The following is a 14298-nucleotide window of genomic DNA, read 5'->3' as shown; positions in this document are numbered from 1 at the left end:
TCGCACTATAAGGGTTTGTTGGCTCGACAAACAACTATGTCGAGAAAATTTCTGGCGGGATTGGGAGGGACAAATGCTGGGCGCACCCGATGACAACTTTGAAGAGTTCGTATCCAATTGGGATCTATTCAAAGATCGAATCGTAGTCTTTCTCGGCGCGGGCGCGTCTGTCGGCGCGAAGAATTCAAGTGGCGAATGGTTGCCAAATGCATACGAGCTTAGAAATAGGTTATGGGAGCATTTCAAGCATGACAAATCAAAGCCGTTCGATCCTGCAGAGTTGAAGTTGATGTCCCTTGAACACGCGGCCTCAATCATTGAGGCTAAAATTGGCAGGGATGAACTTGCCAAGCACCTCAGCTCGGCGTTCAAATGCGAAAAGCCGCTTTGGAGCCATATTGCTCTTCCGCATTTATCGCCAAGGTCGATATTCACTACCAACTACGATGAGCTAGTTGAGCTCGGCTACAAGCAACACGACGCCCTCTATGACGTGATCTGTGATGATCGAATGCCTACATCTGGGCGCGTGCCACTTTACAAGCCTCACGGAAGCTTGTCGCATTCCAACCAGTTGGTCGGGCACGGTGGCCTCGTCATCACCCAGTTCGACTATTTTGACATGATCTCAAAATACCGAAACATGCTCAAGAAGACCATCACCGGCTTCGGCCAGACGTGCGTGGTCGTTATTGGATATTCCTTCGGTGATATGGATATTGGTTCGGAACTATATGAGCTTCGTCGGCAGAACGCCGGCACACCTTGGTACACGATCTTTCCGCGAGCTGATCCCTTGGTTAGGCGCATGTATACTAATCGTTTGAAAATCGAACAGATCAACCGCACGTTTGAAGACTTCCTTGCTGACCTTGACGAACGGGTAGATTTCCTTCCTCCGCATGCCAAATATTTGATGAAAGATCACCTTCAAAGGGAAGGTCGAATCCAGTAGGCCCGCGTACTTCAGACGGGGCTGAACGGTTTGAGCCTGACCGCGGGTTCAGAACGATCCTTTACTGATATTATTCTAACTAACTGAAGTTGATGGCATTAGTTGGGAAGCCAGCTTGTTGGCAAGCCTGTCGCAGGTTCGAATCCTTTCAAGGCGCCCGAGTATGATCCGCCGGCGCCACCCGCTGCACGCGATTGCCAAGTCACGAAAAAAGCCGGGTCTCGTGATGTTCTCACGAGACCCGGAAGTCGGCCGGACAGCCGGCCTCTGGGAGAACATATACCTTCTAGGGGCCTACGTGAGTTTCCCTACCGTCTTCTCGAGAATTGCCCACAATTCCTCGCCATATTTTTCGCGCCAGCCGGTGTAGAAGCCGCCGTCGCGAAGTTTCTGCCTGAACGCCTCAGTGTCGGGCTGATTGAATACAAGGCCCTGTTTGGCCAGGACGTCTTTGAGGGACTCCGACAACTTGGCCATATCTTGGCGCTCATCAAGCGCGGCTAGGTTGATGTTGCGGCTCACGACCTCCTGCACATCCGCCGGCAGGCTTGCCCAGTTGCGCTTGTTGGCAACGCAGAAAAACGCGTCCCACATGTGCCGGGTTAATGCGCAGTATTTTTGGACCTCGACAATATTTGCGGTCTTGATGTTGGCCAGCGAATTTTCCTGTCCATCGACGACCTTCGTCTGAAGTGCAGAATAGAGTTCGTTGAAATTAATGGACGCCGGAGCTGCCCCAAACGTCTGGAACATGGAGGTCCACAGCGCTCCGACTGGAACGCGGATTTTCATACCGGCGAGATCTGCGGGCGAGTTGACTGGGTGCGTGCTGGTGGTGATGTGCCGGAACCCGTTGTCCCACATCTTTTCCATCGGGAGGAGATTCACCTTTTCGATGAGCTTATGCAGAGCGGCACCGAGTTCACCATCCATCGTCTTCCAAACCGTATCATAGTCCGGGAAAATGAAGCCGAGACCGTAGATCGAGGCCGCCGGGACCATCGTGGACAGTACATTGATACCAGAGTTCAGGAACAGATCGATGCCGCCTGCTCTCACCTGCGACAGCATATCAGTGTCGCTACCAAGCTGGTTGTTTGGGTAGACCTGCAGTTCCACCCGCCCGTTTGTCTCGTGTTGGATGCGTGCTGCCGCCTCCCTTGCGCGCGTGGTGATCGGATGGGTCTCGGCCAGATTGAACGCGAACTTCAGGGAATACTCGGCTGCGGCCGCTCGCTTCATCGAAAACCCGAGCGCCGTGGCGCTGAGACCAAGCGTCGTCGTCACTGTGAATGCGCGTCTTGTCAGATTTACCATTTCGTTCTCCTCCAAATAAGCTCTGTAATTTTGGTTGGTCGAGGTCGGGCTACAGGAAGCCGATCGAGAGCCACGGAACCGCAGCAACCACAGCAAGACCAATGGCCATGGCGACGATGTAGCCGACGATCGGTTTCATGCCGGCGTCGGGGCTGACTCGGCTGATTGCACAGGCAGCGTAGTAGCCAACACCGAAGGGTGGAGCGAAGAGGCCGATACCCATCGCCAACACGACAACCATGGCGTAATGCACCTGATGGATGCCCAACTGCTGAGCAACCGGGAACAGCAACGGTGCGAACAGTACGATTGCGGGTATCCCCTCGAGCACACTGCCGAGGATGATGAAAATGACGATCGAGACGATCATGAAGGTCACCGCACCGCCCGGGAGCGTTGAAAGGTTTTGAGCCAGCGCTGTCGAGAAGCCTGATTGCGTCAGGCCCCAAGCCATCGCCGTGGCCGCGCCGATAATCAGAAGGATCGAACCGGATAGGCTCGCCGTCTCGACAAGCATCGGCTTGAGTCGGCGCCAATCGAACTGACGGTAGAACAGAAGGCCCGCGATTACCGAGTAAGCAATGCCGATTGTCGAAACTTCCGTCGCCGTGGCGACACCTTCGATGACAGCTGAGCGGATGACGAACGGAAGCGCAAGGGCAGGCAGTGCAGCGAGAAGCAGCTTGCCGATCTGCCGTCGACTTGCCCTCTTGACGTGGCTCGGATCATCGTTGCGGCAGCGCCAGCGGACCAAGAAGCAAAGGGTTACCGCCAGAATAAGGCCGGGGAGAAGACCGCCGGTGAACAGCGCGGCGATCGACACCCCGGTAGCGGATCCCACTGTAATCAAGACGATGCTAGGCGGGATTGTCTCAGTCTGGGCGCCCGTCGCCGACAGAAGTGCGACAAGATCGCCTTCGTCTGCGCCGCGCGCCTTCATCTCCGGAAACAACACGGGCGCGACGGCGGCCATGTCGGCGGCCTTCGATCCTGAAATCCCAGATACAAGATACATCGCAGCCACCAGCACGTAGTGAAGCCCGCCGCGCACATGGCCAAGAAGGCTGGCGAGGAACGCAACCATCGCCCGTGCCATACCCGTCATCTGGATAAGTTGGCCGAGAAACACAAACAGAGGGATCGCAAGAAGGATCAGATGGCTGACACCTTCATCGATCCTGCCGACAATGATCAGAGGCGGCGTTCTGGTGGTCAATATAAGGTAGCCGAATGTAGCGATCGCGAATGAAAAGGCGATCGGCACGCCGCCGAAAACACAGGCCGCAACGCCGCCGACGAAGAAGACGAGAAGATTGAGGTTTCCAAGACCGGCGAAGACCGGCTTCAGCGCCCAGAACAAGCAGAAGACCGCTGCCACGGCAGCAATCGCACCGAGCGCGAGACGGAGATTCGAGCTCTGCAGAAGCCGCAACACCGCGAAAACAAGCATCAAAGCGAAGCTCGTCGGCAAAGCCGAGGCGCGCCATGAGTTCTGAATATTCATCGCGGGCGTCCAGACGTAGGACTCTTCGGTGGCATATTCCAGAGATGCGGGCAGGATTAGTACGAGAAAGGCAAGTGCTGCGGCGACCGAAACCAGTTCGACGAAGCGGCGTGTATCGCCCTTCAATGCGGTGACCACCGCCGTCATGCGCATGTGTTCCTGCCGCTGAAAAGCGACGGCGGAACCAAGCATAGCAAGCCAGAGGAACAAGATTGACGCCAGTTCGTCCGACCAAACCAGCGGGACGTGGAATACGTACCGGGCGACAACGGCTGAAAACAGTAGAAGAATTTCGCAAAGCACCAGAAGTGCTACCGGTATCTCCAGGCACCTTACCAAGGCATGTTCGATCTTGCGTGCCATTGCTGCCAGGCTTGAGGTCCTTGCGACATCTTCGATGGCTCCGTGAACCGTCATAGTGGCCTCCCCATTAGGTAAGGCCTGATCGTTTGCGTGCGGATGCAACGCAGTCGGGTATTTCTCAAAACCTGTCCTCCCACGCTCGCGCGGGCGCACTGCTCCTCTCGGAAAAGCCCGATCGGTTTCCGGAGTGGTCTCTAAAGTGCGTTCCCACGAATTCCGCGCACTGTGCTCCTCTGCGCGTAGGTATAAGGTATGATGTCATACCCAATATGGCAAGCACTTTTTCTGCCGTTTGGTGGAGTCTTGAAGGGCAACGAGTACGGCCTCCGTCGAAGCATCGATCGGTCACTGGATTGATCGCAGAGAATTGCCCTCGACCACATCGAGGTTCCACTGCCTTGTGTGCACAAATGTTAGGAGATCTTAGAGCCGACGAGTCCTGTTTGGCGACCAGGGCAAGCCGCATCCTATCATCGCGCCGTCGCAACTCGACTCCCGAAAACGGCAACCGAACGCTTGTGCCGGCTCGATGTCCCTATTCCGTCCCTAGTCCTTCGAGAGCGGCGAACCTGGCGCGTCTTAAGTGGAGAACGTGCCTTGCCGGCTTAAAACGCCGGGCCGCCTTATTGACCTTCCGGTTAATAAAAAGGCGTCTCAAAAATTCCGGCCGCTTACCGCAGGTCAGCGGCCCTCTGAGTTTCCAGCGCCGCCAATCTCCCCTCCGTAGATTGCTGCGTCGTCGGGTTCCGGTCCTCGGCAGATGCTAGTCCCTCTGGGGGAGGGAGATCACACCGGGCATAAAATGAAAGTCCTGCTTTGCATCGGCTCTGCTATGCCACGACTAGATAAAGCGTTGGCTCCTCTGCGCGGTTCGTCTTTGCCGGCCCATCGGCAATTTGGAACCTGGATAGCATCTCGAAAAGCGATGCGGTCTCCTTCGCGAGATTGTTCACGGCAGCAGTCGACTCTTCCACCATAGCTGTGTTCTGCTGTGTCGCTGATTCGATCTTACCGACTGAGAAATTGATTTCCTTGAGCCCGTCGGCTTGAACGCGAGAAACCTGAGCAATGGCGTCGACGTTCTGATTGACGCTCTGCACCTGAACAACGATTTGGCCCAAAGCGTTGCCGGCCTGTTGCACACGCTGGACCCCATCATTGATATGCAGGTTGGATATTTTGATCAGAGACTTGATTTCTTTCGCCGCCGCCGCAGACCTTTGCGCCAGGTCTCTGACCTCCTGCGCTACTACCGCGAACCCTCGGCCAGTCTCCCCGGCCCGAGCCGCCTCAATGCCCGCGTTCAAAGCCAAAAGGTTTGTCTGAGATGCGATTTCATCGATGACACCGATAATATTGCCTATTTCGACCGAAGAAGACCGAATGTTTGTCATGGCCTCAATAGTCTCGCGCATTATGGTGCCTGACCTCTCGGCATGTTCCTTGGTCTCGCCGACGAGGATCCCTGCTGCGTGAGCTTTATGGCTTGCGTCCACCACCTGCCTTGTCATGTCTGCGAGGACAGAAGCCGTTTGCTCGACGACTATAGCTTGCTGCTCCGTTCTCACCGCGAGTTCGTTCGAGGAAGTACGGATTTCTTCAGCCCCCGCAGCAATCGCCTGCGCATTGTCGTTTACTTCGGACATTGCATCGCGAAGCTGGCTAATCGCTGAATTGAAGTCCAATCTGAGCGGCTCAAGAGCTCCCGTGAAAGGCCGATCAAGCTGAATGTGAAGGTTGCCTTTCGATAACTGCCTCAGTGCATCGGCAACTTGTTCGACGGCGGAACTGGTCTGTTCGGCAGCCCGCTGGCGCTCCTCTCCTTCGTTCTCCAAACGCCGCCGCTCGGCATCCTGTCGATGATGCTCGGCGACCGCATCGCGCTCCGCTTTTTCTGAAAGATGATTCTTAAGGCCGGATATCTGCCGCGCGAGCTGACCGATTTCATCCTTCCGTCGCTCGAGTATTTGGTCAATTTCCATGTCGCCGGCGATCATTTGCAGGACTGACTGCTGTAGTTTCGCCAGAGGCACGATGATGGAGCGGATAGTGAGCGATGCCGCGGTTACTCCGAACAAGGCAGCTATGCCGAGCGCAGCTAGCGTCAGAAATTTAAATTCATCAGAAGCTGCTTTAACTTTGCCACCAACGCCTTGGTTTAGAGCTTGCTCGTAATCGATCAACTTGTTCAGAGCACCAATCCATGCCGTCAACTTGGGTCTCAGTTCATTTAAGAGCAGCGGCTTTGCCTCGTCTCTTTTTCCGTCGAGCGTCAACTTGGTGACGTCGGCAATCAAAGGCTCGGCGTCATTCTGAAAAGCCGTCAGACCCTCAGCGAGGCGACGCTCTGCGGGGGTGCTGGCGACGTCGGAATTAACGGCCTTTTGCAACTCCGCGAAGTTGGAAGCGTAGGATGCCTGTAGCTTTCTCATCATCACGATTGTCGTGGCTTGATCCGTATTCGAGTCAGTCAAAACGATGTCGCGCAATGCTACCGCTCGATCGCGGACCGAGCCCAGCATATCGATGCCATTCCGAAATTTTTGGCTATTACTGCCATTTATGAGGCTGAGCTTCCCGTTGATCTCGTCGACCTGGCTGATTGACGAAAGAGACAGAACTCCCATTGCGCACAACAGCAACCCGAATGCGATAGACAAACGTATCGCCACGCCAAATTTCCGAATCCTCCACATCATTTCCCCTCCGCCCGAGCAAACCTTTTCAACTCCGTATGAGGTATAACCTTATACGTAATACCTTAACCGAAATTGAAGGGCGCAAAGGCCAATGCAGGATACGATCGAAAGAACCCTCAGCCGGCTGGCGAGCGGATCAAGGCTCTGGCCGACGACGGCTATTGCGTAGGCCGATCAACCGGATCAAAGCTCCCATCGGAATTTTCGGCAAAGCTAAAAGTGCGTCGTCTCTGGCATTATTGGTTGTCGCCGACGTCGTGGTGGCGAGAATGCCTGCCAAATCTTAGATTCAAAACGCAGTCCCCGAGCGAGCCATTACCTGAAGAAGAGATGACCGCCTCCGCTGAACCGCCTCGTGGAGATACTCAAGAGCTGCTTGATTGATCGAGCTTGTTGAGGCGAGGTTGCGCGCCGCTAGCTCTCTGCTTTCAGCGCATGCTTGACGCGCAGAATAGTGATCACAACAGAACCCACAACGACCGGAACAGCGACGAGCATGATCATTGGATCGAAATGGAACCCAGCGTGGTCTGCCGTTTCATACACGAACTTCAGCAAGCTCAACAAATAGTAGCTTATTGCAATGATCGAAAAGCCTTCGACCGCGCGCTGGATCTTGACCTGCGTCGCGGCGCGATCAGCCATGGCCTGGATCTGTGTCGCGTTCTGGAATTCGATCTCGACCTGAATTCGGGTTTGCAACAAGTCGAGCAAGTGCATCGCGGCCCTCGATAGTTGCTCAAGCCTCAAGGCGGTCGCTTCACAGGTACGCACCGCTGGCTTGAACCGCCGCTCCACGAAGGTACCGAAGCGTTGAAAGCCGACGACGTGCGTTTCCCGTAAAAGCGCGATCCTCTCCTCAACGATCTTGGCGTAGGCTGCGGTTGCGCCGAACCTGTTTCTGGTCTCGGCGGTGGCCGAAATGACATGGGATGAGAGAGCGGTAATCTCCTCGAGCAATTGCTTGTGCTGATGTGCGGGCGTACGAAGATTGCGATTGGTCAGTTGAACCAACTCCGTGTCATATCCGCCGAGAAGCGGGGCGAGACGACGCGCTTCCGGCAATCCGAGAAGCGCCATGGATCTGTAGGTTTCGATCTCGAAGATGCGGCGTACCATGCGCCCCAGGCGGTGTGCGTTCAGGTCCTTGTTGAACAGGATAATTCTACTTGAATTGTCCCCTCGAACACGAAAATCGGAGCAAACCTGCGCCGCGCCCCCACCGATCAATGAGGCGGCGGTATCACCGAAGCCGAAGGTTTCCAGCACCGGTCCCAGCTTGTCAGGAGGGTTCCCGAGGACAAGGATGCTGACGTGACAAACGAGCAGCGGTGAGTTCAATCCTGCGAGCTCGGCAAAATCACTTTCAAGGAGGTCAGATTCCGGCCAGCCCCCTGGCTCGCTGTCAAGTTTCCGGACGCGCGTAACCGTCACGAATTCAGTGTGCCTTTCGACTCTAACCGAAATCGTGCCATCAGCTTCGAGACTGTCGTGGAACTCCTTGATAACACCGTCTATGGGCATGAAAGCAACGTGCTCAACAATTGCCGGACCGGTGAAATAGATCGACGGTCGAGCGTGAAGCTCGGAGTTGAAGTCTGCCGTCTGCTGTTTGAAAGCAGTTGGACGAGAGATCTGTACACAAGGAGACGTCGTTGCCGACGCTGCTTCTTCCGCACCCTTCGAAATCACGTCTGTGTTCCCCATTTTCAGAAGTGCAAACACCGGCGAACCTTATGAAGCGAATGCAAGCAACTTGGAAGCCCGCCCGGATATGATAAATCTGCTGATCCGCGTTCGACCTTCTTTTGAAAGGTCACAGCAGCCTAAGAAGCTAGGAGACCCCCGCTGGTATGTCACGCCAGCTGTACTTCGGGCGATATCATAGAACGTCTCGGGGCCACTAGGCTTGAGACAAGACTGCCATGTTCAGCACGTTGTCCTTGTAGCGGTACATTGGGATAATAAGCAGCCCTAAGGACACGTGTGGGCCGCGCCAACACGGTATCATCTGCTGCTATCACGAAGTGATGGAAACCATTGAGGCTTGCGTTGAGCGCAAGCGAAATGGCCTGGGCACAGTCCCGTCTGTCAACATAGGACCACAGGTTCCATTTCTGAACGCCGGGATTATCTTCGCAAGCTTTCCTTGCATCATATTGGTGGGGCTCTTTTACCCAAGAAAACCGCGGGCCGATCATTTTGAGCGCGGGATCCCAGCGGCAGAATTCGGCTGCGACGGATTCGTCTACAAGTTTGGAAAGCGCGTAGCTACTCTCAGGCTTCGAGGTCAGCTTGTCATCGACCGGAAAATAGGCAGGTGGATCGTCAAACGGGACGCCCAGCAAGGTCTCACTGCTCGCAGAAACAATGTTCTTTATGCCCGCGATCCTTGCAGATTGGAAAACATTGTAGCTGATGGCGGTATTGGTGTGAAATATGTGCGTGCTCGCAGCGACTTTCGCGCCTACTATCGCAGCAAGATGGACGATGCCATCAATCCCGGATTCGATATCGGCGACCGCATCAAGTACCTGGCCATAGTCCCGCATATCGACGCGGGCGAACGGGCACCTCATGTCGGATGACGGCACCTCGTCGATTCCGATGACCTCGTGCCCCTCTTCGAGAAGGCGTTCAATCGCCGCGCGCCCGATTCGTCCGCTGCTTCCAGTGACCAGAAGTTTCATGGCATTTCCCCTTTACGGGCCGCACAATGGCACGAACGAGAGTGCAGGTTACGGCACCCAGACCCGCTGGGTTCCTCCTGGTTCGTAACGCGCTCTTGTCACCTCGAGAGATTGATCAAGGTGGCCCTTTCCTCGGCGGTGAGCGGCCGGACCTCGTGGTTCTGCAAGAGCAAGAAGAGCTTCGCCGTTTCCTCCAACTCCTCTGTCGCGTACTGGGCGTCCTTTAGGGACTTGCCCGCGACGACAGGTCCATGGTTTGCCATCAACACCGCATGATGGTTCGCGGCGGCGGCTCCCACCGCCGCCGCCAGCGCTTCGTCTCCGGGAGGAAAATACGGCACGAGCGGCAGGAAACCGATACGCATGACATAGTAGGCGGTCAGGGGCGGCAGAACGTCGCGCTCGTTGACCTGCTTCAACAAGCTGACGGCAACCGAATAGGTTGAATGCAGGTGGACGACGGCTCGGCGATTGTCCTTACCGCAATACATGCACTTGTGGAGGAACGCCTCCTTGGTGGGCTTGTCACCTCCGACATGCACGCCTTCCGCCGAAAAGCAGGACAGCCGTGCTGGATCGAGCACGCCCAGCGAAGCGTTGGTGGGCGTCATCAAAATTCGACCGTCCGACAGACGCACGCTGATGTTGCCGGTCGATCCTGCGGTCAGCCCGCGGTCGAAGAGCGAGCGACCGACCTCGACTATCTCGTCGCGGACCTTCGTCTCTTCAGATATGGAGCCTATCATCGTAGCCGGTCCCAAGCGTTCATGAAGAAGTCCCGATCGCCGAAGTTGCCGGACTTCAACGCGAGCGACAGAGATCGCCCCTGGCTCTTTGCGTGTACCCACGGCACTCCGGGGGCGATTTCGTTGCCAATCGAGAGCTGGTCGACGCCGAGCGACTTCACCACCGCTCCCGACGTCTCGCCGCCGGCGACGATGAGATCGCTCACACCCTTCTCGACGAGCCTTCGCGCGATTGAGGAGAGGGCGGCCTCGACCATCTCGCCGGACTGCGCGGCGCCCAACTTGCGTTGGTTTTCCTTCACCTCGTCGGGCAGAGCCGTCGCATAGATGAGAACAGGCTTGCGGCCCAGACGGGACGAGGCCCACTCGACGGCCTCGCCGACGACATCGCCGCCGTCCGCCAGCTTTGAGAGGTCGACGCGGAAACCCTCGTGGTCTGCGAGCATCGCCTCTACCTGTCCGTTGGTTGCGACCGAGCAGCTACCGGAGACGACGGCTCTGTAGCCTTCTTCCAAGTCAGTCGTAACGGCAGCGTCGCGGCTGTTCCCGCCGGCAAGAAGAACACGAGCCAGCCCATATGCCAGGCCCGACGCACCGGTGAACAGCACGAGATCCTTGAATGCCTGGGCAATCTCGACAAGGTCCTCGTCAGCCAGGGCGTCGATGACGACAATACGCGTGCCGTCGCCGTGAATGGGGGCGGCCCATTCGGCGATGGCGGACGCCCCTTGCTTCACCGTCTCGTAATAGCATCCGGTGATTTCGGCCCGCGACTGCGGCCCGAGCACCCGCAGCAGGTTCGCGTCTGTCATCGGCGTCAACGGATGATTGCGCATGCCGGACTCGTCCAGCGGCACGTCGCCGACGAACAGGTTGCCCTTGTAAACCGTCCGGCCGTTGGCAGGGAAGGCGGGGCAGGCGATCGTTATGGATTGGCCAAGCTCCGCAAGCATCGCGTCGGCGACCGGGCCGATGTTGCCCTTCGCCGTGGAATCGAACGTCGAGCAGTACTTGAAGTAGTACTTCTGCGCGCCACAGCCACGCAGCCATCGCAGCGCGGCCAAGGACTCCTCGACCGCCATTTGCGGAGGTGTCGTTCGAGTCTTGAGGGCGACAACGATTACGTCGGCGTCAATGTCCCTGTCGTCTTCAGGAACGCCGATCAGCACCGTCGTTTTGAGGCCGGCGCGCGCGAAGATGTTCGCGACGTCGGTCGCTCCCGTGAAATCGTCGGCGACGCAGCCGACCAGCAACTTTCCGGCGGCCACCATGAATCACCTCATGATGAAGGGGTTGGCGACGTCTTCAGCGGTCGAGATCATCACACTCTTCGTCTGCATGTAGTTCTGGATCGAGGCGATGCCATTCTCGCGACCGATGCCGGAGTGCTTGTAGCCTCCCAGCGGCGACATATAGCTGATGACGCGGTAAGTGTTGACCCAGATGGTGCCAGCCTGGATAGCGGCCGAAACCTTCAGGATACGACGCATGTCCTGGGTCCAGAAGCCCGCGGCCAGCCCGTAATTGGTGTCATTGGCAATATGCACGGCTTCCTCATCGCTGTCGAAGGGGATGACCGCCAGAACCGGGCCGAAGACCTCCTCCTGCGCGATGCGCATGTCGTTTCGGACCCCGGAGAAAATCGTAGGTTCGACGAACCAGCCCCTGGAGAGCTCGGCATTGTCCGGCCGCCCCCCACCGAGAACGCATTCGGCGCCTTCGCCTTTTGCGATGTTGATATAGCCGAGGATCTTCTCGAGTTGCGGCGGCGTCGTCACGGGGCCAACCTGCGTCGACGTCAAGAGCGGATCGCCCATTCTCGCCGTTTTTGCGAGGGTGACGATCTTCTCGAGAAACTGGTCGTGGATCTTTCGCTGCACGAGCAATCGTGAGCCCGCAATACATGTCTGTCCGGTGGCAGCGAAGATGCCGGAGATCACCCCGTTGACGGCATTGTCGATCTCCGCATCGTCGAAGACGATGTGCGGGCTCTTGCCGCCGAGTTCAAGCGTAACCTTCTTGAAGTTGCGCGCTGCAAGCTCGCCGATCTTGCGCCCGGTGCCTTCACTTCCCGTGAAAGCGATCTTGGCGACGTACTTGTGGGTCGTCAGCGTCTCGCCGACATCTGCGCCGAACCCTGTGACGACGTTGAAGACGCCCGCGGGAAAGCCAGCCTGCTCGACGAGCTTTGCGAACTCAAGGGTCGAAGCAGACGTGAACTCCGAGGGCTTTGCCACGAATGTGTTCCCTGCGGCGAGTGCCGGTGCCAGCTTGTAGGCGAGCAGCAGGAGAGGGGAGTTCCACGGCGCAATCCCGACGCAGACGCCGAGCGGCTCATTACGAGTGAAGTTGAAGGTGTCCGCCTTATCGATCGGGATGACCGCTCCTTCGATCTTGTCCGCCAGCCCGCCGAAGTAGTAGTACCACTGCGGGATGTATTTGAGCTGAAACAGCATCTCGTTGATGAGCTTGCCGTTGTCCGTAACCTCGATCGTCGCGAGATGCTCCGCATTCTCGGCGATCAGGTCGCCAAGACGCCGAAGAAGGTGTCCGCGGGCGCTCGCGGTGAGCTTCGGCCACGGACCGCTCGTGAAGGCGCGGTGCGCAGCCTCGACTGCTCGTTCCGCATCTTCCCTGCCGCCCTTCGGAATAGCGGCCCAGGTCTGCCCGTTGAAAGGGTTCTTCGTCTCGAACGTATCTCCGTTGGCAGCGTCTTCCCACTTGCCGTCGATGAACATCTTGTATGTCTGCATTGTCTTTCTCTCTTCTAGCATCCGAGTTGTCGGGCGAGGTCTTCGAGATCGTCGGCGACGTAATCCCAGCGCTGCTCGGCTGTGAGGTCGGTCGTCTGGCCCTCGCCGTATTCGGTGGGTCGTGCGATGAATGCGGTTTTAAGGCCAAGGCTGCGCGCGGCGGCAAGATCGTAGTTGTGGGCAGCGCACATCATGACGGCCCCGGGCTCCAGATAAAGGAGTTTGCAGACCCCGAGGTAGGTCTCAGGATCGGGCTTGTAGTGCTGGAAAAGCTCGCAGGAGAACACGTTGTCCCACGGCAAGTCGGCATGCTTTGCCATATTGACGAGAATCGCGACATTGGCGTTGGACAGAGGGCCGATGATAAACTTCGACTTCAGCCGGTGTAGCCCGCGCGATGTGTCGGGCCAGCCGTCCAGGCGATGCCAGACCTTGTTGACGTGCATCATCCGGTCGTGGTCTAGTTCGGCCAGCCCCATCTCTGCGAACACTGCCTTCAAGGCATCGAAGTGAAGTTCGTCCAGGTTCGTCCACGGCAACTCGCCGCTGCGCACCCGCGCTTTCTGGGGATCGTAATGGTCTCGCCAGCGGTCGACGAGACCGGTCCAGTCGATCTGCAGGCCCTCCGCCGCGCCCCAGGCGGTGAGATCGCGGATGATCGAACCCCGCCAGTCGACGACAGTGCCGAACGTGTCGAAGACAATCGCCTTGACGCTGCTGGTCATCTCGCGCCCTCCTTCTTGTCGGACGAAATGCGCTCGAACGTTTCCACTCGCTTTTCGGCCACCCAATCTCGAACCATCGCATCAAAGCTCGTGAAGTGCGGCGTCTTCAGGTGGAAGTCGAAATCGGCTCTTGAGCCATAGACTTCATAGAGGTAGATTCGCTCGGGCCGCTCAGGATCGCGGCAGACATCGAACACTTCGCAGTTCGGTTCGTCGCGCAGCGACGTCGCCGCATTCTCGATTATCGCCGCATCGAAATTATCGGCGAACTGGTTTCGAACGACGAACTCTACGACCACGACAAAGCCTGTGGATGCCGAACTCATGCGACCTCCTTGCGGACGGCACCCAGAGCGCCGATCACGCTGCGCGTCATCTCCGCGCAATTGGCGCTTCCGCCATACTCCATTGGAACCGCGATCTTGGTCGACAAGGTGTGCTCGACCGCGGCCTCGATCAGCCCGGCGGCGTCAGCAAGCCGCTGATCCCCGTGCTTCACCGCCAGCCAGTCGAGCATCATCGCTCCCGACAGGAACATTGCGCCCG

11 protein-coding genes and 1 pseudogene are annotated in these 14298 nt (G+C 57.3%); 1 reads left to right on the top strand and 11 read right to left on the bottom strand.

The window, feature by feature from the left end; all coding sequences use genetic code 11:
• The first annotated feature begins 73 nt into the window (after window positions 1-73).
• Window positions 74-955, top strand: a complete 882-nt coding sequence (locus PH558_RS25735; RefSeq protein ID WP_179613290.1) for an SIR2 family NAD-dependent protein deacylase — start codon at window positions 74-76, stop codon at window positions 953-955.
• Between the two features lie 294 nt (window positions 956-1249).
• Here the strand turns inward: PH558_RS25735 and PH558_RS25730 are convergent, their stop codons facing one another.
• The 11 genes and pseudogenes from PH558_RS25730 to PH558_RS25680 form a co-directional block, all read right to left on the bottom strand.
• Window positions 1250-2272, bottom strand: coding sequence for a TRAP transporter substrate-binding protein (locus PH558_RS25730; protein WP_179613289.1), 1023 nt, complete (start codon window positions 2270-2272; stop codon window positions 1250-1252).
• Between the two features lie 49 nt (window positions 2273-2321).
• The gene (locus PH558_RS25725; protein ID WP_179613323.1) at window positions 2322-4193 is read right to left on the bottom strand and encodes a TRAP transporter large permease; all 1872 of its coding nucleotides are present in this window, start codon (window positions 4191-4193) and stop codon (window positions 2322-2324) included.
• A gap of 776 nt (window positions 4194-4969) precedes the next feature.
• A complete protein-coding gene (locus PH558_RS25720) occupies window positions 4970-6838 on the bottom strand; it encodes a methyl-accepting chemotaxis protein (RefSeq protein WP_285207370.1) in 1869 nt (622 codons plus the stop codon).
• 414 nt (window positions 6839-7252) lie between these two features.
• Window positions 7253-8530 carry a DUF3422 domain-containing protein gene (locus tag PH558_RS25715; protein WP_004129836.1) on the bottom strand — a complete coding sequence of 426 codons (1278 nt, stop codon included), beginning with the start codon at window positions 8528-8530 and terminating at the stop codon, window positions 7253-7255.
• Between the two features lie 164 nt (window positions 8531-8694).
• The gene (locus PH558_RS25710) at window positions 8695-9528 is read right to left on the bottom strand and encodes an NAD-dependent epimerase/dehydratase family protein (RefSeq protein ID WP_179613288.1); all 834 of its coding nucleotides are present in this window, start codon (window positions 9526-9528) and stop codon (window positions 8695-8697) included.
• Between the two features lie 98 nt (window positions 9529-9626).
• A complete protein-coding gene (gene otnC, locus PH558_RS25705; protein WP_004129830.1) occupies window positions 9627-10274 on the bottom strand; it encodes a 3-oxo-tetronate 4-phosphate decarboxylase in 648 nt (215 codons plus the stop codon).
• Window positions 10271-11545 (bottom strand): 3-oxo-tetronate kinase, encoded by a 1275-nt coding sequence (gene otnK, locus PH558_RS25700; protein ID WP_285166280.1) that lies wholly within the window; start codon window positions 11543-11545, stop codon window positions 10271-10273. Before otnK ends, otnC begins: the two co-directional genes overlap by 4 nt.
• Before the next feature lie 3 nt (window positions 11546-11548).
• Window positions 11549-13027, bottom strand: a complete 1479-nt coding sequence (locus PH558_RS25695; RefSeq protein WP_179613286.1) for an aldehyde dehydrogenase — start codon at window positions 13025-13027, stop codon at window positions 11549-11551.
• Window positions 13028-13041: 14 nt separating this feature from the next.
• Window positions 13042-13752, bottom strand: coding sequence for a haloacid dehalogenase type II (locus PH558_RS25690; protein WP_179613285.1), 711 nt, complete (start codon window positions 13750-13752; stop codon window positions 13042-13044).
• Complete coding sequence (locus PH558_RS25685; RefSeq protein ID WP_179613284.1) at window positions 13749-14078, bottom strand: putative quinol monooxygenase; 330 nt, start codon at window positions 14076-14078, stop codon at window positions 13749-13751. The genes PH558_RS25690 and PH558_RS25685 overlap by 4 nt, the downstream gene beginning before the upstream one ends.
• Window positions 14075-14298, bottom strand: a pseudogene (locus PH558_RS25680) (isocitrate/isopropylmalate dehydrogenase family protein); the annotation flags it as partial. The pseudogene PH558_RS25680 and the gene PH558_RS25685, both read right to left, overlap by 4 nt.

It is taken from the genome of Rhizobium pantanalense (genome assembly GCF_030182525.1).
Taxonomy (GTDB): domain Bacteria; phylum Pseudomonadota; class Alphaproteobacteria; order Rhizobiales; family Rhizobiaceae; genus Rhizobium.
Note: the sequence above shows the minus strand (reverse complement) of the source record. Positions and strands in the feature narration are given on the sequence as shown.